We start from the raw sequence: 26,768 nt of genomic DNA on the forward strand, positions 1-26,768 counted from the left end.
CTAGCGAACATCTCGTTTCAAGGTTAAGAATATAGCAGAGCTCCAAACCAAAGCTAACCATAACAGCTGTATTCCCAGCCCTGAGAGATCTATTGAATGCTGAAGTCCTTCATACTCAAAAAGATTTAGCGTAGCCAGATCGGGCAGGTATTTTGCTTCTTTGATGAAAGTCGCCAATAAACGGCTGAGACCAATCAAGAGAGGGAAGAGCACCGACACCGGCACAACCCAAGATTGAAATAGCAAAGCGAGGCCAGCAGTTAAAAAAGCCAGAAAAATATTGCTGAGAAGACCAAAAGAGCTGTAATAGAGGAATTTCTCTAGTAAGGACCAGCTAAAGCTTAGGTCAAAACGAGCCAGCATAACAAGGAAACAGCTGCCTATCATGACACTGTAGAGAACCAAGAGCAGCAAGTCCAGAAAAAGGAATTTCCCAGCCAACCAAGCCTTTCTATTTGATACGGTTAGAAAATTCGTTCGCATCCCAGACTTGACAAACTCCTGGGCAAAATAGAGAGAAGTAAAGATGACGATGACAGGCTGCGCCAGATAGAGGGCATGCAAAACCTCGCTCAGAGCCTTCGTCTGACCAACTGCTGTCTGACTGTAGTCAAGATTCATCAGAAAAAATGGAACAGCTACCATAGCCACTAAGGCTGCACCAAGAGCGAGATAATAAGAACGGAACTTAATCCATTCACTTCTAAGCAGAGCTTTTATCATCAGTATCGCCCTCCTAAATCCGTCTTCAAAAAGCGCAGAGAAGCCATGCCGCCGATGACTAGCAACCATGCACCAAGTATCAACAGCCCTTGCAAGGGATTGTTAGCATATTGGGAAGTTGGCGTTGCAGCAAACAACTCTCCTGCTGGCTGTGGCAAATAAGTCCCCCAACTCGTGTGAGCTGCCAGGTAGTTTCCAAGATTATAGATCTGTGGTACGAGAAAAAGCAGAGGAACTAGCATGGTCCGAGCCAATAAACCTAACAAAAACGAAAGGATTCCCAATAAGGTCAGAGATAAGGTTTTCCACAAAATCAAACTCCAAGCTGCCTGATTGAGCAGAATCGGATCAAGTCCTTCCTTTCCTAAAGCGAGATGCATGGCCATATAACTAAAGTAGATTGATAAAAAGCTAGTGGCAAGAGAAAAGCAAGTAAAGGTCACGAGTTTCCCCACAAGCAACTTCAGGCGGCTATTACAGGTCAAGAGACTGGTTCTCAAGCTATGAGACTGAAATTCCATAGCTCCCAAAATTCCAGCTAAAATGACAAAAACCATGACCGCCATAGAAGCCCCGTTGAGACCTAGATATTCCAGCGGATCAATGGCGTTTATCAGATTAGGAACCGTCTCAGGCGTAGCATCCAAGCCGATAGACAGATACTGTCGGCCCTCCAACCAGGATACGACAGGCACCAATAGCAGCATGAAGGCCACACTCACTTTGAAAGCCTTGATTGAGCGGATTTTCAACCATTCTGAATGCAATAAAGACATCGCTTCCTTCATCTTAAACCTCCTCTGTCAAATCAAAGAAGAGATCTTCTAGACTGTCTGAATCTTGCAGCACCTCTTCCAATCGTCCTTGCTCAATAATTCGCCCATGATGAATCAAGACCACATCATCTGTCACCATTTGCACCTCTGACAGGATGTGGGATGATAGAAGTACCGTTTTCCCTAAATCAGCCTGCTGACGGATGAACTTTCTAAACCACTTAATCCCACTTGGATCCAGTCCATTGGTCGGTTCATCTAATATAAGAAACTGAGGATCACCTAGCAAAGCTGCTGCCAAACCCAACCGCTGACCCTCCCCCAGAGACAGGCTTGACAAGAGTTCCTTCCTCTTATGAGCGATTCCAGTCATCTCCAAAACCTCATCAATCCGAGACTTGGGAATAGCATTACTCGCCGCAATAATTCTCAAGTGGTCATAGACCTTTCGATTTGGCAAACCGCCAATGCCGTCAAAGGCTGCACCTACCGTTCTGAGCGGATAGATCATTGACTGATAGGTTTGCCCATCAAAAGTAGCCGCTCCTGCTGTCGCCCGATCTAACCCCAAGAGAATCCTCAAGGTCGAACTTTTCCCTGCACCATTCGGGCCCAGAAAAGCTGTAATCCGCCCGCTTCTAGCTGTAAAAGAAATATCTTCTAAAATCTGCTTACTGCCATGCTTTTTGCAAACGCCTTCTATTTTCACCATATGTTCCATACTGAACTCCTTTATCTTTATTTTCTACAGTATATCCAATCTAGTTCAGAATTAGTTCAGAAATCAAGCAAAAATTCTAAAAGTTGACTCCATCTTTCAGAAGTTGCTCTAGCTTCATTAGAAAGAACTCAGTTTTTCTTTATAATTCTGCGAGTTTTGTATGGAGACTTTGTTATAATGCTAGTCTCAAAAAGTCATTTATCAAACTTCATCAAGAGCAGTCTTTATGATATAATGAAAGAAGAAAACTGAAAGGATTTACCATGTCAAAAGAAGTTATTGTTGAAAGTTTTGAACTTGACCACACCATTGTTAAAGCACCCTATGTTCGCTTGATTGGGGAAGAAACAGGACCAAAGGGAGATGTCATCTCCAACTTTGATATCCGCTTGGTGCAACCAAATGAAGACTCTATCCCTACCGCTGGCCTTCACACCATTGAGCACCTCTTAGCCAAACTCATCCGTACCCGCATTGACGGCATGATTGACTGCTCGCCCTTCGGTTGCCGTACTGGTTTCCACATGATTATGTGGGGACGCCATACTAGCGCTGAAATTGCAGCTGTTATCAAGGACTCGCTCAAGGAAATCGCTGAGACTACTACTTGGGAAGATGTCCCTGGAACAACCATCGAATCTTGCGGAAACTACAAGGACCACAGCCTCTTTTCTGCTAAGGAATGGGCGAAGCTCATCCTGGAACAAGGAATCTCAGATGATGCCTTTGAGCGTCATGTCATCTAAACACAAAAGGAACCAGCTTTTTAGCTAGTTCCTTCTTTTTTTATTCTCAAAATCGCGAGTTAGGCTTTTTCACGAATGACCAAAACGCCATCTTCCATATCTGCTTCCAGATGTTTGGCATCTAGATGATCCAAGTGGAAGTCTGTCACCTTATCACGAATTTGTTGTTCAACCACGCGACGGAGAGGACGAACACCCATAACTTCGTCATAGCCTTCTTCTGTGATAAAGTCCTTAGCTGCTTGGCTAACTTCAAGGTCGATTCCTTTCTTAGCCAAGGTTTGGTTGACTTCAGCCAACATCAAGTCCACAATCTTAGAAAGGTCTTCCTTATTCAAGTGTGAGAACTCGATAACTGCATTAAAGCGATTGAGGAATTCTGGACGGAAGTATGGTTTCAAACGATCCATTAATTCTGGTTTGTCTGCATCTTCCGTCAAGTTAGCTTCATAGCCAAATCCAGCATTTGATGTTGCGATAATGACAGTGTTTTTGAAGTTCACGGTATTTCCTTGACCATCAGTTAAACGACCGTCATCCAAGACTTGGAGGAGAAGGGTAATGACTTGAGGATCAGCTTTTTCAATTTCGTCCAAGAGAATGATAGAATAAGGATTACGACGAACTCGTTCTGTCAAGGTATTGCTATTGTCATCATACCCCACATAACCTGCTGTTGTACCGATTAACTTAGAAACAGCTGTGCGGTCACTATATTCAGACATATCCAAACGGATAATCGCATCCTTGGTTCCAAACATATCGAGCGCCAATTGCTTAGCAAGCTCGGTCTTCCCAACCCCAGTAGGCCCTACAAAGAGGAAGCTACCGATTGGGCGATTGCCTTCATCAAATCCTGCACGGTTACGACGGATAGCACGAGCCACTGCTTCTACTGCCTTATCTTGGCCGATAACCTTGTGTTCCAAACGATGAGCCATATCTTTCAAACGTTCGATGTCTGATGCTCCCATTTGTGATACCGGAATACCAGTCATACGTTCTACAGATTCAGCCACATCGTTGACACTCGCAGTCACCTTCATATCTTCTGTGTGGTTTTCGATTTTCTTTTCTAATTCTGCAATGCGTGTTTTAGCATTAAGAGCTGCTTCAAAGTCTTCTGCCTCAACTGCTTTTTCTTGCTTGTCTTTTTCCGCCTCAATCTCCCGTTCGACAGCATGAACATCTGTTACTGGATGTTGAGCTGCCAAGTGAGCTGCCGTTACATCGACAAGGTCAATAGCCTTATCTGGCAAGCTGCGTTGAGGAATGTATTGGACAGAATAATCCACTGCTGCTTTCAAGACTTCATCTGGCAAGATGACATTGTGGTGTTGTTGATAGAGGTCACGAATTCCTTGAAGGATTTTAAAGGTATCCTCTGCTGAAGGAGCATTGACCTTGACTTCGTTGAAACGACGAGCAAGAGCTGCATTCTTCAAGATGGTGTTACGGTATTCGTCTTGAGTCGTTGCCCCAATCACTGTCAACTCACCTCGAGAAAGAGCTGGTTTGAGAATATCTGCAAGACCTTTAGAACCACTGTCTCCACCGATTGAGCCAGCGCCAAGGATTTGGTGAATTTCATCAAAGAAGAGGATAATATTCCCTGCTTCTTTCACTTCGTTGACTAGGTTTTGGACATTTTCTTCAAAGCTACCACGGTATTGAGTACCAGCCTCAAGACCTGAGATATCAATAGAAATGATTTCCTTGTTCTTAATAGCAGCTGGAACATCTCCATTCACAATCGCCTGAGCTAGGCCTTCGACAACGGCTGTCTTACCAACACCCGCATCTCCGACAAGTACAGGATTGTTCTTAGTACGACGTGAAAGGATTTCAGATGTTTCTTGAATTTCCTTGTTTCGTCCGATAACAGGATCCAACTTGCCCTCACGAGCTTCTGCGGTCAAGTTACGACCTAGTTTAGCAAGGACACCGTCTTGTTTCATACCTGAAGCGTGTTGTTGCATTTGTCCATCAACTTCTGCATTTCCTGGCAATTGACCAGTTGCACGATAGTGAGCAAATTCCTCAGGCGTCACTTCTCGTCCATTAATTAAGTAGCGACGGTTTTCAGAACTATATCCTCGCATACCTCCCATCAATTGGTTAAATAAATCATCCATGTTGTTAAAGTTATTAAAGTTGTTGTTCATATTCTTTACCTCGTTAATTGTTAATTAATTGCGATCTCTGATATTGACTATCTTTGACCTTTGTTTTAAAAATTTTAGACTAGCTAAATCGCTACCCTACGTATAATTTCTGGTTTTTCTTTCTTAAATAAGCCTTCTATCATCTTCTTTTCAAAGTCTGTTAGATTTAACATAGGCCTCACCCCTTTCTAGGGTATCTATTATACATTTTCAAGAAATAGAGTCATTAAAAATGAGTTTTTCTAAGGAAATCATTTTCCTTATGTTTCTACTATATCACATTGGTCAGTAAAAGTCAATAACTTTTTGACCAAATTTGACTATTTTTTAAAAAGTTTTTAAAGCACAAGAAAACCAGTTAGATTAACTGGCTTTCTTTCTATTCTAATTGAATATTAGCTCAATGCATCATCCATTGAAAGAACTTCGTGGAAGACACGTTGTGTCAATTCAGTTTTTTGTTCTGGAGTGAGGTATTTGGTGTTTACACAGTATCCTGAGATACGAACGATGACATCTTCGCCATTCATAATCTTGTCATAAACATCGTTCAAGTCCATAACGTTCAAGTTAACGTGTTGTCCACCGTTTTCGAAGTAACCATCAAGGATTGTTACCAAGTTATCCACTTGTTCGTCACGAGTTTTACCAAGAGCACGTGGAGAAACTTGAGTTGTCAATGAGATACCGTCAGCTGCGTAACCAAAGTCAAGGCTAGCAAGTGAGTTCAAGTTTTGCAACCATCCACCTTTAGCTTTGTTAGATGGGTTCGCACCTGGTGAGAAGAATTCAAGTTTAGACAAGTTCACTGAACCATCTTCGTTGAGGTATACACCCTTGTGGACTGGCGAGTTACCAGTTTGTTTAGAGTATGCAACGTTAGATGTGATGGTCAAAAGTGATACTGTAGCTTCTGCGTTCTTGTAGAGTTTGTGGCTACGTAGACGAGTTGTGTAAGCTTCGATCAACCATTCTGCCAATTCGTTTGAACGTGGGTCATCTTCACCCCAACGTGGGTATTCACCGATTGTTTCGTAATCGTAGATGTAGCCATCCTCGTCACGGATTGGTTTAACTGTAGCGTACTTGATTGCTGACAATGTGTCAACAGTATTGGCAAATCCACAGATACCGAATCCCATGTTAGCACGTTGTTTAGTTGGCAAGAAGGCCATTTGAACCGCTTCGTAGTTGTACTTATCAGTCATGTAGTGGATGATGTTCAAAGCATCTACGTAAGTGTCAGTCAACCAGTCAAGAGATTTTTCAAAGTTCGCTTTAACTGATTCGAATTCAAGAATTTCGTCACGGATAGGATCGATGTCAAATACCTTGTAGTCTTTGTGAACATCGTCGTAACCACCGTTCAAACCAGTAAGAAGGGCTTTCAATACGTTAACACGAGCACCGAAGTACTGGATGTTGTGGCGTTGTTCTTCATTTTCTGGGTCAAGTGGTGACACACAGCATGAGATACAGCTCATTTCACCATATCCGTCTTTAGCCATTGTTGTTACACCTTCGTATTGGATAGAAGAGTGTTTGTGGCTCATGTGCATACAGTAGCGACGGAAGTTGTATGGCAATTTATCAGTCCAAAGAACTGTCAAGTTTGGTTCTGGAGAGTTACCGATATTGTCAAGAGTGTTCAAGAAACGGTAGTCCATCTTAGTAACACGGTGACGACCGTCGTTACCCATACCAGCCATAGAAGTTGTGATGAAGGTTGGGTCACCTGAGTACAATTGGTCATAAGCTTTTGTACGAGCAAATTTAACTGTACGAAGTTTCATAACGAAATCATCAACGAACTCTTGGATTTCTGATTCAGTAAATGTACCACGAGCAAGGTCACGTTCTGCAAAGATATCCAATACGATTGGCACACGTCCTAGAGATGTAGCAGCACCGTTGATCACACGGCAGACAGCCATGAAGGCGATGTTAACCCATTGGATAGCTTCTTTGACGTTCATCGCTGGTTTGCGAACGTCAACACCGTAAAGGTCACCCAAGCGAACAACTTGTTGCAATGCTTGGTATTGAAGGTTTACTTCTTCGCGAAGACGGATTGTTTCTTCATCAATTTCTTTAATTGCATTCCAGTCGTTTACTTTTTCTTGCATCAAGTAGTCTGCACCGTAAAGAGCAAGACGTGCGTAAACACCGATGATACGTCCACGTGAGTAAGCATCTGGAAGACCAGTTACAGTGTGAGCGTGACGAGCACGACGGATATTTGAAGTGTAAGCACGGAAAATACCGTCGTTAACTGTTGTTACGTATTTTGTGAAGATTTCGTGAACAGCTGGATCTGGTTCGTATCCATTTTCTTTTAAAGTAGTTTCAGCCATACGGATACCACCTTTTGGCATGAAGTTCAATTTGAAGAGTTCATCGTTTTGGATACCAAAAATCAATTCGTTTTCTTTGTCGATAAATCCAGCAGGAATATCAGCAATAGATGTTGGACGAGTGTCCATTGGGAAACGAGTTTCTTCGTAATGTGCTTTTGTTTCTTCTACAATTTTTTTGATGTGAAGTGAACGTTCTGTTGGTCCAGCAAGGAAACTTTCATCTCCATCGTAAGGTGTATAGTTAGCTTGAACGAAGCGAGAAATACTTGCTTTTTCTTTCCAATCTACGCCTTTGAAGCCTTCCCAAGCTTTATCAAAAATATCTTGTGCTTCAACAACTGTCTTAACAACCATGTTAATGTCCTCATTTTTCTTTCTAGTAACAACTATCTGTTACATTCATAAGTCAAGTATACCACACAGTAACCGATTTCAACAAGGAGAAAACAGCCTTTTTAGCGCTTTCTTTTATAATACAGGCTGTTTTTTGATATTATCTGTATTATATTTTTGAAAGTTAGACTACTCTTTTCCATTTTTTCAGAAAAAACGGTATAATGAGAAAGAAAATACGGCTAGAAAGGAAGCTAAATGCTCATATTTCCATTGATTAATGATTTGTCTAGAAAAATCATCCATATCGACATGGATGCCTTTTTTGCTGCGGTGGAAATACGAGACAATCCTAAGTTAAAGGGCAAACCTGTCATCATCGGGAGTGACCCCAGACAAACAGGTGGACGTGGTGTCGTTTCTACCTGTAGCTATGAGGCGCGAGCTTTTGGTGTTCATTCAGCCATGAGCTCTAAAGAAGCTTATGAGCGCTGTCCCCAAGCTATCTTTATCTCAGGAAATTATGAAAAGTATAAGACTGTGGGACTTGAGATTCGTGCTATTTTTAAACGCTACACTGATTTGATTGAACCTATGAGTATTGACGAGGCATACTTGGATGTAACGGAAAATAAACTCGGTATCAAGTCAGCTGTCAAAATAGCCCGCCTCATCCAACAAGATATCTGGCAGGAGCTACATCTGACTGCTTCTGCAGGCGTCTCTTATAACAAATTCTTAGCTAAAATGGCTAGTGACTATCAAAAACCACATGGTTTAACAGTCATCCTCCCAGATCAGGCTGAGGATTTTCTCAAACAAATGGACATTGCTAAATTTCACGGTGTGGGCAAAAAAACAGTTGAACGGCTTCATGAAATGGGCATTTATACTGGTGAAGACTTATTGGCTGTTTCTGAAGTCACTTTAATCGATCGGTTTGGTAGACTTGGTTTTGATCTTTATCGAAAGGCTAGGGGCATTCATAATTCACCGGTCAAGGCCAATCGTATTCGCAAGTCCATTGGCAAGGAAAAAACCTACGGAAAAATCCTGCAAGTAGAAGAAGACATCAAAAAAGAGCTGACTCTTCTCTCCGAAAAGGTAGCTCTCAATCTCAGCACGCAGGACAAAGCTGGAAAAATCATTATCCTCAAAATACGATATGCTGACTTTTCCACTCTAACTAGACGAAAAAGCCTCCCAAAAGCAACACAGGACGCTAGTCAGATTTCTCAAACTGCCCTTCAACTCTACGAAGAACTAGCTGAAAAAGAAAAAGGCATCCGTTTACTAGGAGTCACAGTAACAGGATTTTAAAAAGCTTGAAGGAAGATTCCCTCAAGCTTTTTCTTATACAAATAAACGCACAAAACTATAGAGCAACAAGACACTACCGAGTACGATACGGTATTTACCAAAGAGGGTAAAGTCGTGCTTCTTCACATAGCCAGTCAAGAAGCGAATAGCAACCATGCTGACCGCGAAGGCAACACCCATAGCAACCAAAAGCAGGAATAGTTGTCCAAAACTCAAAAGTTGACCTGCTTTAATAAATTTGAAAATCTTTAAAGCACTGGCTCCGAACATAACAGGAATTCCGAGATAGAAGGTAAACTCTGTTACGACAGAGCGACTTGTTCCATTCAACAAACCACCAACGATAGTTGCACCTGAACGGCTCGTTCCTGGGAAGAGGGCGAGGACTTGGAAGAGTCCGATATAGAGAGCTGTCTTGTAGGGAAGCTTTTCAAGTTCTGTGATTGTTGGTTCAATAGCTTGCGCCTTATTTCTTTTTTCAAGATAGATAAAGGCAACACCATAGATAATCAACATAATCGCAACTGATACCATATTATGAAAATGAGTGTCAAACCAATCATCCAGCTTAAAGACTAACAATAAAGGCAAGGTCGCAACGAGGACTTTTGACCACAATTGCCAAGTTCGACGGACTTCCACCTTATTTTTACCAGGTTTGAAGGGATTGAGCTTGTTAAAGTAAATCACCATAACCGCTAAGATAGCACCGAGCTGAATGACAACATTAAACATGGACATGAAGGCTTCATTTTGGTCCTTGTATTGTACAAATTCTTCAACCAAGATCAAGTGACCCGTACTTGAAATGGGCAACCATTCTGTAATTCCTTCAACAATCCCAAAAAAGATCGACTTCAAAATTTCAATAAGATACATGTATTACTCCTTTTTCTGTCCTCTATTATAACATAATTTCGGATTCTGCGATAGGTTTTTTAGAAGGCACCGATGCTACCACCGCCTCCGCCTCCTGAGAATCCTCCACCTGAAGAACCACTTCCAGAAGATACGGAGTAGGTACTTGCTGTGTTTGCAATACTAGCATAGTGACTCATTTGAGCAGTTGAATGATAAAACATGCTGTGCCAGCCATAAGCTACATAAAGATTGATATCTGGATTCTCAACTTGAATCTGATAAGATTTCATCAAATGACTCACCTTGTCCGCATAACCAAATAAAGTAGCATAGACAAGGAGGCGATTCCAAAGAACAATACTCTCTAATTCTGCCTTGTCTAGATGGGCGATATCGCGAAGCATGTTTTCAAAACTAGTCCAGAGATAGTACGCTTCTAGTCCTTCTTCGTTTAAAACACCATCACGAGTATCAAATCGGGTTGTCCAATAATAGACGGCAGCTAACATCAAGCTCACAAACCCAAGGATAGGAAGTGGCAGGGAAAGATACCCGTGAGCATCCAAACTGTACAAGAACCAGCCAAAACCAACGAAAGCAGGTAGAAGCGTAGAGACACCTATCGTCAATCGCAAGATTTTTTCGCCATTACTCAGTGGACGATAATAATCTGGAAGTTGCAAAGAGGAAACCCGCTTTCTCACCCCATCCTGCATCTGCTTCAGAGCTTGCTCGAAAGACGACTTAAGCTTACGTCCTGTTTTCTGAATCCTTTTTTCATCAGCTGCTTTTGCACCTTGGTAAAGACTAGTTGACACTTGGTAATCTGCAAACAAATCTGAAACAAGCACTTCTTCTCTTCCTGAAAAGGCCAAATTAAGACAATCTTTTTCAAAACTTGCCAATCCTTTTTCTTTTACGACTTTTAGACGGACCTCATCTCCATTTGAGATGATTGAAATATTTCCACGGTCGATCACATCCAATAAGGTTGCCTGAACGAGTTGGTCAAAGGTGAACTTCCCTCCTCCCTTGGTCAAGGGACTGACTTCCTCTAAAGAAGTGGAGTAAACAGATTCCGATAAAACCATCGGTTCTAAGTCCATTGGCGGTTCGTAGAGACGGTGATTTTTAGCATGTTTCTTCGATGGGGAGGTTTTTCTTCGGTAAATGCGATAGAAAATGACACTAAAGACTAAAGAAAGCGAGAGTAAAAAAGGGATAACCCACGTAACCAGAGCTTTGCTTTGAGCTTTTTCAGCAGCAATGGACTCCTCTATTTTTTCAAATTCTGCTAAACGATTGCCCTTCAATCCCTGATCCAAAGCTGTTCCAAAATCTTTTCTAGGCCAATAGGCATGCAATTCAACCCCACGCTGACGAGGTATGTTCTGCAAATGAACACGATAATCACCACCTGTCTTCTCTACCTTGCCCTCTGTAAAGAGTTTCCCTGTATGAAAGAAAAGTTTTTCAGCTCCATTAAAGCCTGTTACCCGAAACTCAAAATTTTCGATAGGTTCTGAACTATCTGTCAAGGGTTGCCAATTAAGTTCCGCGATATCATCATATAGAAATAGGAGGTTTTTTAGTTGCCATGTGATTACCACTTCAACGGTATCCCCTTCTTGGCCTGGATTATACACTTTTACAGTATAACCTTCCGATTCTTCTATCACTTCACTATTGACATTCTCAATGGCGCTAGCATTTTTCCATAACTGAACCTTCGGACTGGGATCTATTTCAAAGCCCTTTGGCATCTTACCAGAACGGCCAAGTCCTACTAGTTGTCCATTAAAGTCTTCATCAAAATAATAGACTACTTTCTCCCTAAATTCTGCCGTATTATCTGCATGAATATACAAATCACCTTGATAAGAGCGAATCTTAAAATCAACCGCAAAAACAGAGAGTGGTAAAATACAAAACAAGCTAAATAAAAGCACGAAAAAAGTCTTTTTCATAACACAATCCCCTTTTTATCTTTGCTATCATTATATCATTTTTTATAAGTAAAGGCTTACTTGTATTGAAAATCTCACCATTTTTAGATACAATAGAGAGAAGTCATTTTTAGACTAGAAATAGGAGAAAACATGAAAAAATTATGCTTATCTATTCTTGCTAGCCTAGCCCTTATATTAGGACTAGCTAGCCAAGTCCAAGCCGACGAATATTTACGCATCGGGATGGAGGCAGCTTACGCTCCCTTTAACTGGACCCAAGACGACGATAGTAATGGTGCTGTTAAAATCGACGGTACCAACCAATATGCCAACGGCTACGATGTTCAAATCGCTAAAAAAATTGCCAAAGATCTAGGTAAGGAACCTTTGGTCGTGAAAACCAAGTGGGAAGGACTTGTTCCAGCCCTTACTTCTGGTAAAATCGATATGATCATTGCTGGTATGAGCCCAACCGCTGAACGTAAACAAGAAATTGCTTTTTCAAGCAGTTACTATACTAGCGAGCCAGTTCTATTGGTCAAAAAGGACTCTGCCTATGCAAATGCCAAATCTTTGGAAGATTTTAGCGGAGCAAAAATCACTTCTCAACAAGGTGTTTACCTTTATGATTTGATTTCTCAAATTCCAGGTGCCAAAAAAGAAACAGCTATGGGGGACTTCGCTCAGATGCGTCAAGCTTTGGAGGCTGGTGTTATTGATGCCTATGTTTCTGAACGACCTGAAGCAATGACCGCTGAGTCTGCTAACGCTAAGTTCAAAATGATCCAACCCCAACCAGGTTTCAAAACTGGCGAAGAAGATACAGCTATCGCCATTGGACTTCGTAAAGATGACAGTCGTATCAGCCAAATCAATGCGAGTATTGAAACCATCTCTAAGGATGAGCAAGTAGCCCTCATGGATCGTATGATTCAGGAGCAACCTGCCGAAGCCACAACAACTGAAGAAAGTAGCAGTAATTTCTTCAGCCAAGTTGCTAAAATTCTTTCTGAAAACTGGCAACAGCTCGTGCGTGGTGCTGGTATCACACTCTTAATCTCCATTATCGGAACTATCGTAGGTCTCATTATCGGTCTTGCCATTGGTGTCTTCCGTACTGCTCCTCTCTCGGAAAACAAAGCCATTTACAGCCTACAAAAACTAGTCGGTTGGATCCTCAATGTCTATATTGAAATCTTCCGTGGTACACCGATGATTGTTCAATCCATGGTTATCTACTATGGGACTGCTCAAGCTTTCGGTATCAATCTCGACCGGACACTGGCTGCTATCTTTATCGTCTCAATCAACACGGGTGCCTACATGACAGAAATCGTTCGTGGTGGTATTCTAGCAGTTGACAAGGGACAGTTCGAAGCTGCAACTGCTCTTGGTATGACCCACAATCAAACCATGCGTAAGATTGTCCTTCCTCAGGTTGTCCGTAATATTCTACCTGCTACTGGTAATGAGTTTGTCATCAATATCAAAGATACCTCTGTATTGAACGTTATTTCAGTTGTCGAGCTTTATTTCTCAGGAAATACTGTAGCGACGCAAACCTATCAATACTTCCAGACCTTTACCATCATTGCAGTGATTTACTTTGTCCTCACCTTCACTGTGACCCGTATCCTACGTTTTATCGAACGCTATATGGACATGGACACTTACACTACAGGTGCTAACCAAATGCAAACGGGGGATTTGAAAAAATGACACAACCAATCCTTGAAATCAAACACCTAAAAAAATCCTATGGACAAAATGAAGTGCTAAAAGACATTTCTCTCACCGTCCATAAAGGAGAGGTTATTTCCATCATCGGAAGCTCGGGAAGCGGAAAATCAACCTTCCTTCGTTCAATCAATTTACTCGAAACACCTACAGGAGGAGAGATTCTCTATCGCGGAGAAAACGTCCTCGAAAAAGGCTATAACCTCACCCATTATCGTGAAAAGCTCGGTATGGTTTTCCAATCTTTCAATCTCTTTGAAAATCTGAATGTCCTCGAAAATACCATCGTCGCCCAAACGACAGTACTCAAACGTGACCACTCTGAAGCTGAAAAAATTGCCAAAGAGAATCTTGAAAAAGTTGGTATGGGAGAACGTTACTGGCAAGCCAAGCCGAAGCAACTTTCAGGTGGACAAAAGCAACGTGTAGCTATCGCTCGTGCACTCTCCATGAATCCTGACGCTATTCTCTTCGACGAACCAACATCTGCCCTTGACCCCGAAATGGTCGGAGAAGTCCTCAAAATTATGCAGGACCTAGCTCAAGAAGGCTTGACCATGATTGTTGTAACCCACGAAATGGAATTTGCTCGCGACGTCTCCCATCGTGTCATCTTCATGGACAAGGGAATCATTGCAGAAGAAGGTAAACCTGAAGAACTCTTCACGAACCCTAAAGAAGAACGGACAAAAGAATTCCTTCAGCGTTATCTCAATTAATAAATAAAGACTGCATACAGAATGCAGTCTTTTTAGTTTGTAATTGTAAAAAAAGGCAGACTCGATTCAGGAATCTGCCTGTGACCACAGTTCAATCTTCAAATTTTTCATGATTTTTTTCATAGAAATCGATTAAACTAAGAGCTGTTTCAAATGAAATATTTTTAACTTTTGCGCGTCCTTGTGCTAGGGCAATGATAGACATTTCACGCGCATTCGTTTCTTTAGAGATACGGTATCCTGTAATTTTCTTATCACGAACCCAGCCAACAACTGCTTCTACCTTTTCAAAGTTTGACTTAACCATGTTCTTCTCCTGAATTATTCTTTACAATTCTTAATTGTATACGTTTTTATTTCATCTGTCAATAAAAAAACATATATTCGTCACAACTATATTATTCTGCATATTTTTATTTGGCTTTTAAAGCCGATAATATATGAGTTCTTATATCCTCAACTCCATTAGGATTTGCTGGTAGGAAGATTGTATTATTACCTTCTTTTTCTGCAAAATTATTCAACGTATCTAAATACTGGTTCGTTAATAGGATAGACATGATTTGTTCTTCAGTCAGCTCAACATTAGCTCCCTTTAACTCTTTGATAGAATCAGCCAGTCCGTCAACAATCGCTTTACGCTGTTCTGCAATCCCTACACCATGTAGGCGATCTTTTTCTGCTTCTGCTTCTGCTGCGGTCACGATCTTAATCTTATCTGCTTCAGCAAGTTCTTGCGCTGCAACTCTCTTACGTTGAGCCGCATTGATTTCATTCATTGATTGTTTTACTTCAGCATCAGGTTCAACCTTAGTAATCAGCGTTTTGACAATGATATACCCATACGTAGACATTTCTTCTGCCACTTGTTTTTGAACTTCTAAGGCGATTTCATCCTTCTTCTCAAACAACTCATCTAGGGTTAACTTTGGTACAGATGAGCGCAAAGCATCTTCAATATAGGATTTGATTTGGGCTTCTGGACGCATCAATTTATAATAGGCATCTGTGACATTGTTTTCATTCACTCGATACTGAGTTGCCACATTCATCGTTACAAATACATTATCTTGCGTCTTTGTCTCTACAACGATTTCACTCTGCAACAAGCGTAGTTGTACTCTTGCCGCAATTCTATCAATCCCAAAGGGAGCCCGCAAATGAATACCACTATTGCTCAACTTTTGGTATTTACCAAAGCGTTCTATGATAGCGACAGATTGTTGTCGAACCACATACACAGAACTAACCATAATCACTGATGCAATCACCACTAAAAACAATAAAACAAGTAAAATTTGTAAAACCATGGGAATCTCCCCCTTTCATCACCCTCATTATAACACCATCGTTATCATTACGCAAATAATATGATAATAATTTTATTTTAGTTTAAACTAACATATTATACAATGTTTCATTTCCATTCAAATTAATATAAGACGGGTCAAACTTTTCCATTCGATGAATCAATCCAGCATAATCATGCTTATTGGCAAGAGCAATCCCAATCAATACAGGGCCTGTCCCCTTGCTTGCTCGTTTGATATATTCAAAACGAGTGATGTCATCATTTGGCCCCAAAATGTCATTTACAAACTCTCGGAGAGCTCCTGGACGCTGTGGGAAATTCACTACAAAGTAATGCTTGATTCCATCGTAAATCAAGGCACGTTCTTCCATCTCTGGCATGCGGTTGATATCGTTATTTCCTCCAGAAATAATACAACAAATCGTCTTGCCTTTGATATAGTCTGATAAAACTTCCAAGGCTGCAACACTAGCAGCCCCTGCTGGTTCCGCTACAATTCCTTGCTTGGAATAAAGATCAATCAAGGTTTCAGAAATCAAGCCCTCGTCCACCCCAATCAGCGTTTCAACATTCTTACGGGTCGCTTCATAGGTCAACTGTCCAACCTTCTGTACGGCTATCCCATCGGCAAACTTATCAATTTCTTTGAGTTTAACTGGTCCCCCAGCCTCAAAGGCAGCTTTCATAGAGCGAGCACCATTAGCTTCTACACCAATTACTTCGATAGCGGGATTGGTTTCTTTGATATAGGTCGAAACCCCTGCAATCAGTCCGCCACCACCTACCGGAACTAGTACTGTATCAAAATCAATAGAATCTTTACGAGCTTCTTCAAGAATTTCATAGGCTACAGTCCCTTGACCTGCTTGGACATGAGCATCATCAAAGGGATCAATGAAGGTGCGGTTTTCCGACAGTGTAAACTCTTGAGCTGCTTTAGCTGAGGCATCAAAGGTATCTCCAACTAGTTTAATGGTCACGAAGTCTCCACCAAAAAAGCGGACCTGTCCAATCTTTTGTTGCGGTGTTGTGATGGGCATAAAGATGGTTGCAGGAATCTTCATCTCATTACAAGTATAGGCGACGCCTTGGGCGTGATTTCCTGCAGAGGCACAGACTACACCACGCTCACGTTCTTCTTTTGTTAATTGAGAAATGGCATAATAGGCTCCGCGAATCTTAAAAGAACGAACACGCTGGGCATTTTCCTTCTTCAAATAAATCTTAGCACCATACTTCTCTGATAAATAATGATCATAATCAAGTGGAGTATTGACTACTACACCACTCAATACTTTGTGGGCTTTCACCACGTCTTTTGCACTTAGCATTGTCTCCTCCTCAAATACTGTTTAAGATAAAAAGCGAGTTAGGTACCCCCAACTCGCCTTCTGTTTTTCTTCACAAGAATTAGTTGTAGATTTTGAATGCGTCGTCGTCATTTTTACCAACGAATGGCATTGCTTTACGCAATTCAGCACCAACTTTTTCAATTTCAAGGTTAGCTGCTTGTTCACGGTAAGCAGTCAATTTTGGACGTCCAGCCTTGTAGTCATTTACAAAGTCATTTGCAAATTTACCATTTTGGATATCTGCCAAAACAGCTTTCATGTTTTCTTTGACTTGCTCAGTAATCACACGTGGACCTGATACATAGTCACCGTATTCAGCAGTGTTTGAAATAGATTGACGCATTTTCTTGAATCCACCTTCATAGATCAAGTCAACGATCAATTTCATTTCATGAAGAACTTCAAAGTAAGCCAATTCTGGGGCGTATCCTGCTTCTGTCAAGACTTCAAAGCCTGCTTCGATAAGGGCAGTCAAGCCACCACAAAGTACGGCTTGTTCACCAAACAAATCTTCTTCAGTTTCTTCTTTGTAAGTTGTTTCAAGTAAACCAACACGAGCTGCTCCAATACCTTTACACCAGTCCATAGCAATGTTTTTCGCATTTCCTGTAGCGTCTTGGTAGACTGCATAAAGAGCTGGCACACCAAATCCTTCTTCGTAAGTACGACGTACCAAATGTCCTGGTCCTTTAGGAGCACACATGAAGACATCCACATCTGCAGGTACTTTGATAAATTCAAAGTGGATGTTGAAACCATGAGCAAATCCAACTGCATTTCCAGCTTCTAAGTTTGGAGCGATTTCTGCTTCGTACAATTCTTGTTGGATTTCGTCTGGTGCCAAGATCATGATAACGTCAGCCAATTTAGTTGCTTCTGCTACTGTATAAGTGTCAAATCCATCTTCTTTTGCTTTGTCAAAAGATTTACCAGGACGTACACCGATGATGACATCACGACCTGAGTCACGCAAGTTTTGCGCATGCGCATGTCCTTGTGAACCATAACCGATTACGGCGATTTTTTTACCATCAAGCGCTGCTACTTTAACATCTTTTTCGTATTCCATTTGAACTGCCATAGTTTTTCTCTCTTTTCTATTTTTTATTGCCTTTTAGGCTGGTTTAACAAACTTATGCTGGATTTTATACTCAATAAAAATCAAAGAGTATTAGTCGCGGGTAAATCCAGTTGCACCCGTACGAGCGATATTTTTAATACCGTATGGTCGAATCACTCGCAATAAAGCTTCACTCTTCTCAGCATTTCCAGTCATCTGAATAGTGATTGAGCTTGGAGCCACATCTACTACCGTTGCACGGAAAGGTTGGATAATGGCCAAGATTTCTGCACGCTTTTCAGCAGGAGCAGATACCTTCACCAAGATAACTTCTCTTTCCAAGTGTGGTTTATCTGTGATATCTCGAATGCGAATCACATCAATCTGACGATTGAGCTGTTTAATGATTTGCTCTACTTCATCATGAGAAGCTACATCAATAATGATGGTGATACGAGATACATTGGGGTTCTCTGTCGCACCAACTGAGATACTCTCAATGTTGACCTGACGACGAGATAGGACACCTGTAAAGCGATTGAGGACTCCCGAACGATTTTGTAGTTTTGCAGTTAACATTCTACGCATGGAACTTCACCCCCAACATCTCATGATTGCTCTTACCAGCTGGTACCATCGGTAAAACCTGTTCCTTACGAGAAATATCCACCTCGATAAACATCGGCACATCCTCCAGAATGACTTCTAGATCCTTCTCTATCGTCTCTGGATTATCAAATTTATAGTTTTTGATACCGTAAGCCTGTGCCATCAGCTGGAAGTCAGGAAGTGTATCAAAGACTGACTCGGAAGTTCTACCCTCATAGAAGGATTCCTGCCACTGACGAACCATTCCTAGTGAGTGGTTATTCAACATGACAACCTTAATCGGCACCTTGTAGATGTTTAGGATTGCTAGCTCTTGGTTGGTCATTTGGAAACCACCATCACCGACAAAAAGGATAACCTCTTTTTCTGGATTTGCAATCTTGGCTCCAATAGCTGCAGGAACTCCGAAGCCCATGGTACCCAAGCCACCTGAAGTTACCAATTGACGTTCATTTTGGTAAGAATAATACTGAGCTGTCCACATTTGGTGTTGACCTACGTCTGTGACAACAATGGCATCTCCATTCGTCAACTCACCGATGCGTTCAATAACGGCCTGAGGCTGAACCACACGTTCTTTCTTATCATAAGAACGAACTCGATTCTTGTCCTTGGTGACTTTTTCAATCCACTTTTCAGTATTGTTATGAACAGTTGGTTCTGCTAGTAGCATCTGCAAGGCTTTCTTAGCATCGCCCACCACTGGAATATCTGCACTGATAATCTTACCAATCTCGGCTGGATCAATGTCGATATGAGCAACCTTGGCATTTTTAGCAAAGGTCTTAGGATTTCCAGTCAAGCGGTCATCGAAACGACAACCAATACTAATCATAAAGTCGGCTTCCGTCATGGCAATATTAGCTGCGAAAGACCCGTGCATGCCTCCCATTCCAAGAAAGAGCGGATGACTCGTCGCAATCGTACCTTGCCCTAAAAGACTGGTCACGACTGGAATTTGGTAACGTTCAGCAAACTCATTGAGTTCTGTAGCTGCTTCTGCATAACTAACTCCACCACCTGCCAATAAAACAGGTTTCTTGGCTTTTGACAATTGCTTCAAGATTTTCTTGATTTGCATGTCATTTGGCTCTAGAGTCGGTTGATAACTTGGCAAATTCACTTCGGGTGAATAGATGAAATCTGTCTCTAAGGCAGATACGTCTTTTGGTAGGTCAATCACGACGGGCCCTGGACGACCTGTCGTTGCGATATGGACAGCTTCCGTAATGATGCGAGGAATATCTGCCGTCTCACGAACTTGGTAATTGTACTTAGTGATTGGCATGGTAATGCCCACGATGTCTGCCTCCTGAAAGGCATCCTTCCCAATCCCTGCACGCGCCACCTGACCTGTAAAGACCAAAAGGGGAACGCTATCACTCATGGCATCTGCAATCCCTGTAATGGCATTTGTAGCTCCCGGTCCACTCGTGACGACAGCAACACCCAACTTTCCAGTTGATTTGGCATATCCTTCAGCTTCGTGCAAACAACCTTGCTCATGGCGTCCTAAAATGTGGCGAATGCCTTTAAAATTATATATCGCATCATAAAAAGGCAAGACAGCACCACCAGGATAGCCAAATATGGTATCAATTCCTAAATCACGAAGTGTTTCCAAAACTAGGTCCGACCCCGTCTTAGGAGATTCTAAACTGATTTTCTCCATTGTTCCCCTTTCTCTTCTCTTAAAAATAGCTTGTTACTATCATACCATTTTTTCAAAAATTTTCAAGATAAAAGAAGCAATTTTCTGAATTTTCTATCTAAAAGTGTATTTATGAATCTTTTTCTCATTTTTATTAACTTTTCTACGGAATTAGGAACCTTTATTTACTTTAATTTATCAAATTAGAATATTTTCTTTCTGGATAAAATTAATAACTCTCTCACTTAGCGACTAAATTTGTATACTATATTCAGCAAAAATGAATAGTTAAAGACAAAAAAAGGAAGCCACCAAGTGACTTCCTTCTATTGCGAAGACAGATTATTCTTCACCTTTGTTTTTCTTAATGATTTCTTCTTGTACTGACTTAGGTACATCTTCGTAGTGGTCAAATACCATCATGAATGTACCACGTCCTTGAGATGCAGAACGAAGAACTGTTGCGTAACCGAACATTTCAGCAAGTGGAACGTAAGCACGAACGATTTGGCTGTTACCGTGTGCTTCCATACCATCTACACGTCCACGACGAGCAGTCACGTGGCCCATAACATCACCAAGGTTTTCTTCTGGAACAGTGATGGTTACAAGCATCATTGGTTCAAGGATAGCTGGTTGTGCAGTCTTAGCAGCCTCTTTAAGTGCAAGAGATGCAGCGATCTTGAAGGCAGTTTCAGATGAGTCAACATCGTGGTATGAACCATCGTAAAGCTTAGCTTTAACGTCAACCATTGGGTAACCTGCAAGAACACCGTTAGCCATAGATTCTACCAAACCTTTTTCAACCGCTGGGATAAATTCACGAGGAACCACACCACCGACGATTGCGTTTTCGAATTCGAATCCTTTACCTTCTTCGTTTGGAGTAAATTCAATCCATACATCACCGAATTGACCTTTACCACCAGACTGACGTTTGAAGAATCCACGTGCTTGAGTAGAAGCGCGGAATGTTTCACGGTAAGATACTTGAGGAGCACCTACGTTCGCTTCAACTTTGAACTCACGACGCATACGGTCAACAAGGACGTCAAGGTGAAGCTCACCCATACCAGAGATAACTGTTTCACCAGTTTCAACGTTTGTTTCAACACGGAATGTTGGATCTTCTTCAGCCAATTTTTGAAGGGCGATACCCATCTTGTCTTGGTCTGCTTTAGATTTTGGCTCAACCATCAATTGGATAACTGGTTCTGGAACGTCGATTGATTCAAGGATGATTTTAGCTTTTTCATCAGTCAATGAGTCACCAGTTGTCGTATCTTTCAAACCAACGGCAGCTGCGATATCACCTGAGTAAACAGTGTCGATTTCTTGGCGGCTGTTAGCGTGCATTTGAAGGATACGTCCGATACGTTCACGTTTACCTTTAGAAGTATTCAATACGTATGAACCTGATTGAAGAACACCTGAGTAAACACGGAAGAACGTCAAACGACCTACGAATGGGTCTGTCATGATCTTGAAGGCAAGAGCTGCGAATGGCTCTTCGTCAGATGCTGGACGAGTTTCTTCTTCATCTGTATCTGGGTTAACACCTTTGATCGCTGGGATGTCAAGTGGGCTTGGAAGGTAGTCGATAACCGCATCAAGCATCAATTGAACCCCTTTGTTTTTGAAGGCAGAACCACACAATACTGGGAAGAATTCAACATTGATAGTAGCTTTACGGATACCCGCTTTCAATTCTTCGTTAGTGATTTCTTCACCTTCGAGGTATTTCATCATCAAATCTTCATCAGTTTCAGCAACTGCTTCGATCAATTTTTCACGGTATTCTTGTGCTTGTTCAAGATATTCAGCTGGAATATCCTCTTCAAGGATATCTGTACCAAGGTCGTTTGTATAGATTTCAGCTTTCATCTTGATCAAGTCGATGATACCACGGAAATCATCTTCAGCACCGATTGGCAATTGGATTGGATGTGCGTTTGCTTGAAGACGGTCGTGAAGTGTGCTTACTGAGTAAAGGAAGTCAGCACCGATTTTGTCCATTTTGTTGGCAAATACGATACGTGGAACTCCGTACTCAGTTGCTTGACGCCAAACTGTTTCAGTTTGAGGCTCAACACCTGATTGTGAGTCAAGAACAGTAACCGCACCGTCCAATACACGAAGAGAACGTTGTACTTCAATTGTGAAGTCCACGTGCCCTGGTGTGTCGATGATGTTTACGCGATGGTTGTTCCATTGAGCTGTTGTCGCAGCAGATGTGATAGTGATACCACGTTCTTGCTCTTGCTCCATCCAGTCCATTTGTGACGCACCTTCGTGAGTTTCACCGATTTTGTGGATTTTACCAGTGTAGTAAAGAATACGCTCAGTAGTTGTTGTTTTACCGGCATCGACGTGAGCCATGATACCGATATTACGAGTTTTTTCAAGTGAAAATTCGCGTGCCATGAGGTTTGTTTCTCCTATTTATTTTTGATTTCTATTCTATTATAACACGATTTTAATAAAAACGGATAGGCAGGACCTACCCGTTCTCAATGTTTATCTTGTTTTTGTTGGTTTCAACTTGTAGACAAGTTGAATTGAACTCGGGCTAGAAGCTCAAGTTAGCTGAGTTGAACTCAATTGAACTCGGGCTAAAAGCTCGGAAAATAGATAAGCTTTCCTAGAATCTTTGATTCTGCGTCAAGCTTTCTAATTTTCAGTCGCTTTTTTAACGCCCTTAGTATCTTATTCTTACCAACGGAAGTGTGCGAAGGCACGGTTAGCTTCAGCCATACGGTGAGTGTCTTCACGTTTCTTAACAGCTGCACCAGTGTTGTTAGCAGCGTCCAAGATTTCTTTTGCAAGACGGTCTTGCATTGTGTGTTCACCACGAAGGCGAGCGATGGTTACCAACCAACGAAGTCCAAGTGTTGTACGACGTTCTGGACGAACTTCAACTGGGACTTGGTAGTTAGATCCACCAACACGACGTGCACGTACTTCAAGTACAGGCATGATGTTTTCCATAGCTGTTTCAAATACTTCAAGTGCATCGTTGCCAGTAGCTTCTTTGATTTGCTCAAAAGCACCGTAAACGATTGAAGCAGCTGTACCACGTTTACCATCAAGCATAACGCGGTTGATAAGACGAGTAACTAGTTGTGAATTGTAAAGCGGATCTGGCAATACGTCACGTTTTGGAGCTCTATTTTTACGACTCATTTCTCTTTATCCCCTTTCCTTATGCTTTTGGACGTTTAGTACCGTATTTAGAACGGCCTTGTTTACGATCGTTAACACCTGCAGTATCAAGTGCACCACGGACGATATGGTAACGTACCCCTGGAAGGTCTTTTACACGTCCACCACGAAGAAGCACCACGCTGTGTTCTTGCAAGTTGTGTCCGATACCTGGGATGTAGGCAGTAACTTCGATAAGGTTGCTCAAACGTACACGAGCAAATTTACGAAGGGCTGAGTTAGGTTTTTTAGGTGTCATTGTTCCAACACGAGTTGCAACACCACGTTTTTGTGGTGAAGAAACGTTTGTTTGAACTTTTTTATGACTGTTGTAACCAACGTTCAAAGCTGGTGATTTAGATTTTTCTACTTTTGATTTACGCGGTTTGCGAACCAATTGGTTAATTGTAGGCATCTACATACTCCTGTGTTTTTTTATTTTTGGTGATGATACACTTGGTGACAGCTACCATCTGTGTGTACTTTTGCAACATTTGTCAGCACGTCCCTGTACACTTTTGAGAGACCAAAAGTAAAAAGTACCGTCTATTATTGTAACACAATTTTTCCTTCATTGTCAAGATATTTTTCATTTTTATTCTGATCTTTTCACTCTTTGACACTAGCTTTCACCGCTTTTCTAAACCAGAAAAGGAGGCGATTTGCCTCCTCCTTTCTAGTATGGTTTTCCTTTGATTCAAGTTGTCATTTCGGAATTGTTTAACCCTTCTTATCAAAGCCAACCAGATTCTTTTGCAATGTTGGCTGCCTCCGTTCGATTACTAGCCTCTAGTTTCGAAAGAATATTGGTGACATAGTTTCGGACGGTTCCATTTGATAGATAGAGTTGGTCTGCGATTTCTTGGTTAGACAAGCCCTGAGCAATTCCCTTTAAAACAGCGATTTCTTGCTCTGTTAACGGATTGGGATGCGTCATCACTACTTCCATCAATTCAGGTGAATATTCCTTACGTCCTTCAAGGACAGTGTGTAAGGTTTGCATGAGGTCTGCAATGCTCCTTTCTTTCAAGACATAGGCATCTACTCCAGCCTTGATTGCACGTTCAAAATAGCCAGGGCGCTTGAAGGTCGTCACCACAACCACCTTTGTTTCTGGCTTTTCTGCTCGTATCCACTCCAAAACTTCGAGGCCTGTCTTAACAGGCATCTCTACATCAAGAATGGCGATATCAACAGACTCTTTTTCTAGGAGTTGGATTGCTTCTTGGCCATCCTTGGCTTGTAGGACAGACTCCACATCTGGTTGAAAGGTAAGCAACTGGCACATAGCATCTCGCAACATACTTTGATCTTCTGCAACAAGTAGTTTCATCTTAGTTTCTCTCCTTATAAGGTAGTCGAACCTGCACTTCTGTTGGACACTTCTGACTGATCACCCTTACCTCTCCCGAAAATGGAAGGACACGATCTCGAACGGTATGGAGTTCATCTCCTTTTAGAGAAGCAAAGCCACAGCCATCATCTCTCACTGTTAGAATGAGTTCCTTCTCAGTTCGTTCTAATTTCAAGTAAGCTTTCGATGCTTTGGCATGTTTGATGATGTTGGTCACTAACTCGAGTAAAATCATGGAGGCCGTTGATTCTAATTCCTGAGTTAGGCTAGCTGTATCTAGTTGGTGATTGATTTCCGTTTCAATTCCTGCAATTTCCAGCATTTTTTTAACAGTCGTAAATTCGGAAGCAAGGGTTCTGGTTTTAAGATTTTCGATAATTGTACGAACTTCATTCATGGATTCTTTGCTGATCTGATGAATTTCTTTTAATTCTTTTTCCACTTGAGGATAGGCCTGCATTTGAAGAAGCTGGAGGGCAAGGTCCGTCTTCACACTCAGCATGGCAAAAGTATGACCTAGACTGTCATGAAGATCCTGACCGATACGACTGCGTTCATTTTCAGCCAAGAAAAGATTAAGCTTGGCATTTTGCTTTCTCTTTTCTTCTTTTAATTCTTCTGTCGTTCGAATTCGATAGAGACCAAAAGTCAAGGCATCAGAAAAGACAAAAGTCACTAAGAAAAAGAGCAGTTGCCAGGGACTAACTTGATCGACCATATAAATCCCTGCCAAAATTAACGGTTGCAAGACAATAAAACTGACAAAACGCCAAGAGTGAAAAGAAATCTCATCCAGTTGGTAAATAAGGAGATTGGATAAATAAAAGATAAACCAAGCAAAGCTCGCATTCAGCCAGACGGAACTGTAAAAAATGTAAGCAAACATGATCCACCAAGCCAGCCACTGCACAGTGCGATTCTGACTGACTAAAACCGAATAGAAAGCTAGGACAAATAGTAGAGTCCATAACAAGGTTAAAAGCGGGTACTCTCCAACGATGACACCCGCTATAGGAAAGATGATAAACACTGTTGAAATATGAAACATATAATGAGTGTTTTTTAATTTTTCCAACATAGATTTATTTTACCTCGATCCGTTTTTTCAGTTGAATGACCAAGACACCAAAGAAAACTGTATAACCTAGTACAACCAAGGCGGCAAGAATGTTAAACTCGTGGTGCTCCAAATAAGTAGAGACAACCTGCATCAGTTGATAGGTTGGGGTCAGTTTTCCAATGGATTGGAGCCATTCTGGGAAGGAACTCAAAGGGAACCAGAGTCCACCGAGGACAGCCAAAGCAATATAGGCAATATTTCCAATAACCGTCATCAATTGAGCACTGGGAAGCAAACTCACCAAGACCCCCATGCTGATAAAGACCACGCTTCCGACCAGCAACATAACTCCAATCACCAACCAATCAAGCCAAGGAAGAGTTACTCCACGGACAAAATGACCAACTGAAAAGACAACTATAATTGATAACAAGAAAGTCAGTAGAGTACTGAACAGTTTTGATACATAATATTCTACCATAGAAACAGGAGAATGTTGAATCAATTTTTGCCAGTTGTTTGTCTTATCAGACTCGAGTGTACTAGGGATACTGAAAAAGGCGCTTGACATGATACTAAAGAGCGTCATGGCAAAAAGATAGGCTTGAAGAACAATTTCTGGAATATCTGACCCTGACATCATACCAGAAAATATAAGATAAAACACACTTGGGAGTCCGATGGAAAGCAAGTAGTAGACGGCTTGCCGTTTCATTTGAATGATTTCCACTTTCATGAGACTTGTCATATTTTTCATCGTCA

Annotated in this window: 23 protein-coding genes; 4 read left to right on the forward strand and 19 right to left on the reverse strand. The window is 41.6% G+C overall.

The genetic code is table 11. The annotated features are described in order from the left end of the window. Genes B7725_RS09420 through B7725_RS09430 form a run of 3 tightly spaced genes read right to left on the reverse strand, consistent with a single transcriptional unit; the run spans position 1 to position 2,220 of the window. Entirely contained in the window at positions 1 to 723 is a 723-nt protein-coding gene (locus B7725_RS09420; protein WP_084875895.1) for a lantibiotic ABC transporter permease, read from the reverse strand. Then, entirely contained in the window at positions 723 to 1,511 is a 789-nt protein-coding gene (locus B7725_RS09425) for an ABC transporter permease (protein WP_084875897.1), read from the reverse strand. Before B7725_RS09425 ends, B7725_RS09420 begins: the two co-directional genes overlap by 1 nt. A 1-nt stretch (position 1,512) precedes the next feature. Further along, positions 1,513 to 2,220: an ABC transporter ATP-binding protein gene (locus tag B7725_RS09430; RefSeq protein WP_000400708.1), complete on the reverse strand. Its 708-nt coding sequence runs from the start codon at positions 2,218 to 2,220 to the stop codon at positions 1,513 to 1,515. Positions 2,221 to 2,483: 263 nt separating this feature from the next. On the opposite strand from B7725_RS09430, the gene B7725_RS09435 reads away from it, so the two are divergent. Then, complete coding sequence (locus tag B7725_RS09435) at positions 2,484 to 2,966, forward strand: S-ribosylhomocysteine lyase (protein ID WP_000032557.1); 483 nt, start codon at positions 2,484 to 2,486, stop codon at positions 2,964 to 2,966. Positions 2,967 to 3,025: 59 nt separating this feature from the next. Here B7725_RS09435 and B7725_RS09440 read toward each other — a convergent pair whose 3' ends face one another. Together B7725_RS09440 and pflB are read right to left on the reverse strand one after the other, a co-directional pair. Then, positions 3,026 to 5,131: an ATP-dependent Clp protease ATP-binding subunit gene (locus B7725_RS09440; RefSeq protein WP_084875899.1), complete on the reverse strand. Its 2,106-nt coding sequence runs from the start codon at positions 5,129 to 5,131 to the stop codon at positions 3,026 to 3,028. 395 nt (positions 5,132 to 5,526) lie between these two features. Beyond that, positions 5,527 to 7,842, reverse strand: a complete 2,316-nt coding sequence (gene pflB, locus B7725_RS09445; protein WP_084875901.1) for a formate C-acetyltransferase — start codon at positions 7,840 to 7,842, stop codon at positions 5,527 to 5,529. Between the two features lie 237 nt (positions 7,843 to 8,079). Here pflB and dinB point away from each other — a divergent pair, with 237 nt between their 5' ends. Continuing rightward, positions 8,080 to 9,141, forward strand: a complete 1,062-nt coding sequence (gene dinB / locus B7725_RS09450) for a DNA polymerase IV (protein ID WP_084875903.1) — start codon at positions 8,080 to 8,082, stop codon at positions 9,139 to 9,141. Between the two features lie 33 nt (positions 9,142 to 9,174). Here dinB and B7725_RS09455 read toward each other — a convergent pair whose 3' ends face one another. Together B7725_RS09455 and B7725_RS09460 are read right to left on the reverse strand one after the other, a co-directional pair. Continuing rightward, positions 9,175 to 10,020: an undecaprenyl-diphosphate phosphatase gene (locus tag B7725_RS09455; protein WP_009729779.1), complete on the reverse strand. Its 846-nt coding sequence runs from the start codon at positions 10,018 to 10,020 to the stop codon at positions 9,175 to 9,177. A gap of 59 nt (positions 10,021 to 10,079) precedes the next feature. Next, positions 10,080 to 11,969: a DUF2207 domain-containing protein gene (locus B7725_RS09460; protein ID WP_084875905.1), complete on the reverse strand. Its 1,890-nt coding sequence runs from the start codon at positions 11,967 to 11,969 to the stop codon at positions 10,080 to 10,082. A 132-nt stretch (positions 11,970 to 12,101) separates the two neighbouring features. Between B7725_RS09460 and B7725_RS09465 the strand changes: the two genes are divergently transcribed. Beyond that, a complete protein-coding gene (locus B7725_RS09465; protein WP_084875907.1) occupies positions 12,102 to 13,670 on the forward strand; it encodes an ABC transporter substrate-binding protein/permease in 1,569 nt (522 codons plus the stop codon). Next, the gene (locus tag B7725_RS09470) at positions 13,667 to 14,407 is read left to right on the forward strand and encodes an amino acid ABC transporter ATP-binding protein (protein ID WP_000193353.1); all 741 of its coding nucleotides are present in this window, start codon (positions 13,667 to 13,669) and stop codon (positions 14,405 to 14,407) included. The genes B7725_RS09465 and B7725_RS09470 overlap by 4 nt, the downstream gene beginning before the upstream one ends. Positions 14,408 to 14,498: 91 nt before the next feature. Here B7725_RS09470 and B7725_RS09475 read toward each other — a convergent pair whose 3' ends face one another. The 12 genes from B7725_RS09475 to B7725_RS09540 all read right to left on the reverse strand — a co-directional run bounded on the left by B7725_RS09475 (position 14,499) and on the right by B7725_RS09540 (position 26,763). After that, positions 14,499 to 14,714 (reverse strand): capsule biosynthesis transcriptional regulator, encoded by a 216-nt coding sequence (locus B7725_RS09475; protein ID WP_000241003.1) that lies wholly within the window; start codon positions 14,712 to 14,714, stop codon positions 14,499 to 14,501. A gap of 106 nt (positions 14,715 to 14,820) precedes the next feature. Beyond that, a complete protein-coding gene (locus B7725_RS09480; RefSeq protein ID WP_084875908.1) occupies positions 14,821 to 15,717 on the reverse strand; it encodes an SPFH domain-containing protein in 897 nt (298 codons plus the stop codon). 82 nt (positions 15,718 to 15,799) lie between these two features. Then, the gene (ilvA, locus tag B7725_RS09485; RefSeq protein WP_084875910.1) at positions 15,800 to 17,050 is read right to left on the reverse strand and encodes a threonine ammonia-lyase IlvA; all 1,251 of its coding nucleotides are present in this window, start codon (positions 17,048 to 17,050) and stop codon (positions 15,800 to 15,802) included. Between the two features lie 79 nt (positions 17,051 to 17,129). Then, positions 17,130 to 18,152, reverse strand: coding sequence for a ketol-acid reductoisomerase (ilvC, locus tag B7725_RS09490; protein ID WP_084875912.1), 1,023 nt, complete (start codon positions 18,150 to 18,152; stop codon positions 17,130 to 17,132). A 90-nt stretch (positions 18,153 to 18,242) separates the two neighbouring features. Beyond that, on the reverse strand, positions 18,243 to 18,719 hold the full coding sequence (gene ilvN / locus B7725_RS09495) for an acetolactate synthase small subunit (RefSeq protein ID WP_001253808.1): 477 nt from the start codon (positions 18,717 to 18,719) through the stop codon (positions 18,243 to 18,245). Next, positions 18,712 to 20,412: an acetolactate synthase large subunit gene (locus tag B7725_RS09500; protein ID WP_084875913.1), complete on the reverse strand. Its 1,701-nt coding sequence runs from the start codon at positions 20,410 to 20,412 to the stop codon at positions 18,712 to 18,714. Before B7725_RS09500 ends, ilvN begins: the two co-directional genes overlap by 8 nt. A 321-nt stretch (positions 20,413 to 20,733) precedes the next feature. Continuing rightward, positions 20,734 to 22,815, reverse strand: coding sequence for an elongation factor G (gene fusA, locus B7725_RS09505; protein WP_000090343.1), 2,082 nt, complete (start codon positions 22,813 to 22,815; stop codon positions 20,734 to 20,736). Between the two features lie 288 nt (positions 22,816 to 23,103). Then, complete coding sequence (gene rpsG, locus B7725_RS09510) at positions 23,104 to 23,574, reverse strand: 30S ribosomal protein S7 (protein ID WP_000087873.1); 471 nt, start codon at positions 23,572 to 23,574, stop codon at positions 23,104 to 23,106. Positions 23,575 to 23,593: 19 nt separating this feature from the next. Beyond that, positions 23,594 to 24,007: a 30S ribosomal protein S12 gene (gene rpsL, locus B7725_RS09515; RefSeq protein ID WP_001142332.1), complete on the reverse strand. Its 414-nt coding sequence runs from the start codon at positions 24,005 to 24,007 to the stop codon at positions 23,594 to 23,596. A gap of 318 nt (positions 24,008 to 24,325) precedes the next feature. Next, positions 24,326 to 24,925 (reverse strand): response regulator transcription factor, encoded by a 600-nt coding sequence (locus B7725_RS09530; protein ID WP_084875916.1) that lies wholly within the window; start codon positions 24,923 to 24,925, stop codon positions 24,326 to 24,328. Between the two features lies 1 nt (position 24,926). Then, a complete protein-coding gene (locus tag B7725_RS09535) occupies positions 24,927 to 26,024 on the reverse strand; it encodes a sensor histidine kinase (RefSeq protein ID WP_084875918.1) in 1,098 nt (365 codons plus the stop codon). A 4-nt stretch (positions 26,025 to 26,028) separates the two neighbouring features. Continuing rightward, positions 26,029 to 26,763 carry an ABC transporter permease gene (locus B7725_RS09540; protein ID WP_084875920.1) on the reverse strand — a complete coding sequence of 245 codons (735 nt, stop codon included), beginning with the start codon at positions 26,761 to 26,763 and terminating at the stop codon, positions 26,029 to 26,031. Positions 26,764 to 26,768: the final 5 nt, after the last annotated feature.

Source organism: Streptococcus oralis subsp. tigurinus (assembly GCF_002096275.1).
Lineage (GTDB): Bacteria > Bacillota > Bacilli > Lactobacillales > Streptococcaceae > Streptococcus > Streptococcus oralis_CN.

Bases quoted from the DNA above. Each gene is read 5' to 3' on its own strand.
- B7725_RS09420 (WP_084875895.1), bottom strand. From the start codon at position 723: ATGATAAAAGCTCTGCTTAGAAGTGAATGGATTAAGTTCCGTTCTTAT.
- B7725_RS09425 (WP_084875897.1), bottom strand. From the start codon at position 1,511: ATGAAGGAAGCGATGTCTTTATTGCATTCAGAATGGTTGAAAATCCGC.
- B7725_RS09430 (WP_000400708.1), bottom strand. From the start codon at position 2,220: ATGGAACATATGGTGAAAATAGAAGGCGTTTGCAAAAAGCATGGCAGT.
- B7725_RS09435 (WP_000032557.1), top strand. From the start codon at position 2,484: ATGTCAAAAGAAGTTATTGTTGAAAGTTTTGAACTTGACCACACCATT.
- B7725_RS09440 (WP_084875899.1), bottom strand. From the start codon at position 5,131: ATGAACAACAACTTTAATAACTTTAACAACATGGATGATTTATTTAAC.
- pflB (WP_084875901.1), bottom strand. From the start codon at position 7,842: ATGGTTGTTAAGACAGTTGTTGAAGCACAAGATATTTTTGATAAAGCT.
- dinB (WP_084875903.1), top strand. From the start codon at position 8,080: ATGCTCATATTTCCATTGATTAATGATTTGTCTAGAAAAATCATCCAT.
- B7725_RS09455 (WP_009729779.1), bottom strand. From the start codon at position 10,020: ATGTATCTTATTGAAATTTTGAAGTCGATCTTTTTTGGGATTGTTGAA.
- B7725_RS09460 (WP_084875905.1), bottom strand. From the start codon at position 11,969: ATGAAAAAGACTTTTTTCGTGCTTTTATTTAGCTTGTTTTGTATTTTA.
- B7725_RS09465 (WP_084875907.1), top strand. From the start codon at position 12,102: ATGAAAAAATTATGCTTATCTATTCTTGCTAGCCTAGCCCTTATATTA.
- B7725_RS09470 (WP_000193353.1), top strand. From the start codon at position 13,667: ATGACACAACCAATCCTTGAAATCAAACACCTAAAAAAATCCTATGGA.
- B7725_RS09475 (WP_000241003.1), bottom strand. From the start codon at position 14,714: ATGGTTAAGTCAAACTTTGAAAAGGTAGAAGCAGTTGTTGGCTGGGTT.
- B7725_RS09480 (WP_084875908.1), bottom strand. From the start codon at position 15,717: ATGGTTTTACAAATTTTACTTGTTTTATTGTTTTTAGTGGTGATTGCA.
- ilvA (WP_084875910.1), bottom strand. From the start codon at position 17,050: ATGCTAAGTGCAAAAGACGTGGTGAAAGCCCACAAAGTATTGAGTGGT.
- ilvC (WP_084875912.1), bottom strand. From the start codon at position 18,152: ATGGCAGTTCAAATGGAATACGAAAAAGATGTTAAAGTAGCAGCGCTT.
- ilvN (WP_001253808.1), bottom strand. From the start codon at position 18,719: ATGCGTAGAATGTTAACTGCAAAACTACAAAATCGTTCGGGAGTCCTC.
- B7725_RS09500 (WP_084875913.1), bottom strand. From the start codon at position 20,412: ATGGAGAAAATCAGTTTAGAATCTCCTAAGACGGGGTCGGACCTAGTT.
- fusA (WP_000090343.1), bottom strand. From the start codon at position 22,815: ATGGCACGCGAATTTTCACTTGAAAAAACTCGTAATATCGGTATCATG.
- rpsG (WP_000087873.1), bottom strand. From the start codon at position 23,574: ATGAGTCGTAAAAATAGAGCTCCAAAACGTGACGTATTGCCAGATCCG.
- rpsL (WP_001142332.1), bottom strand. From the start codon at position 24,007: ATGCCTACAATTAACCAATTGGTTCGCAAACCGCGTAAATCAAAAGTA.
- B7725_RS09530 (WP_084875916.1), bottom strand. From the start codon at position 24,925: ATGAAACTACTTGTTGCAGAAGATCAAAGTATGTTGCGAGATGCTATG.
- B7725_RS09535 (WP_084875918.1), bottom strand. From the start codon at position 26,024: ATGTTGGAAAAATTAAAAAACACTCATTATATGTTTCATATTTCAACA.
- B7725_RS09540 (WP_084875920.1), bottom strand. From the start codon at position 26,763: ATGAAAAATATGACAAGTCTCATGAAAGTGGAAATCATTCAAATGAAA.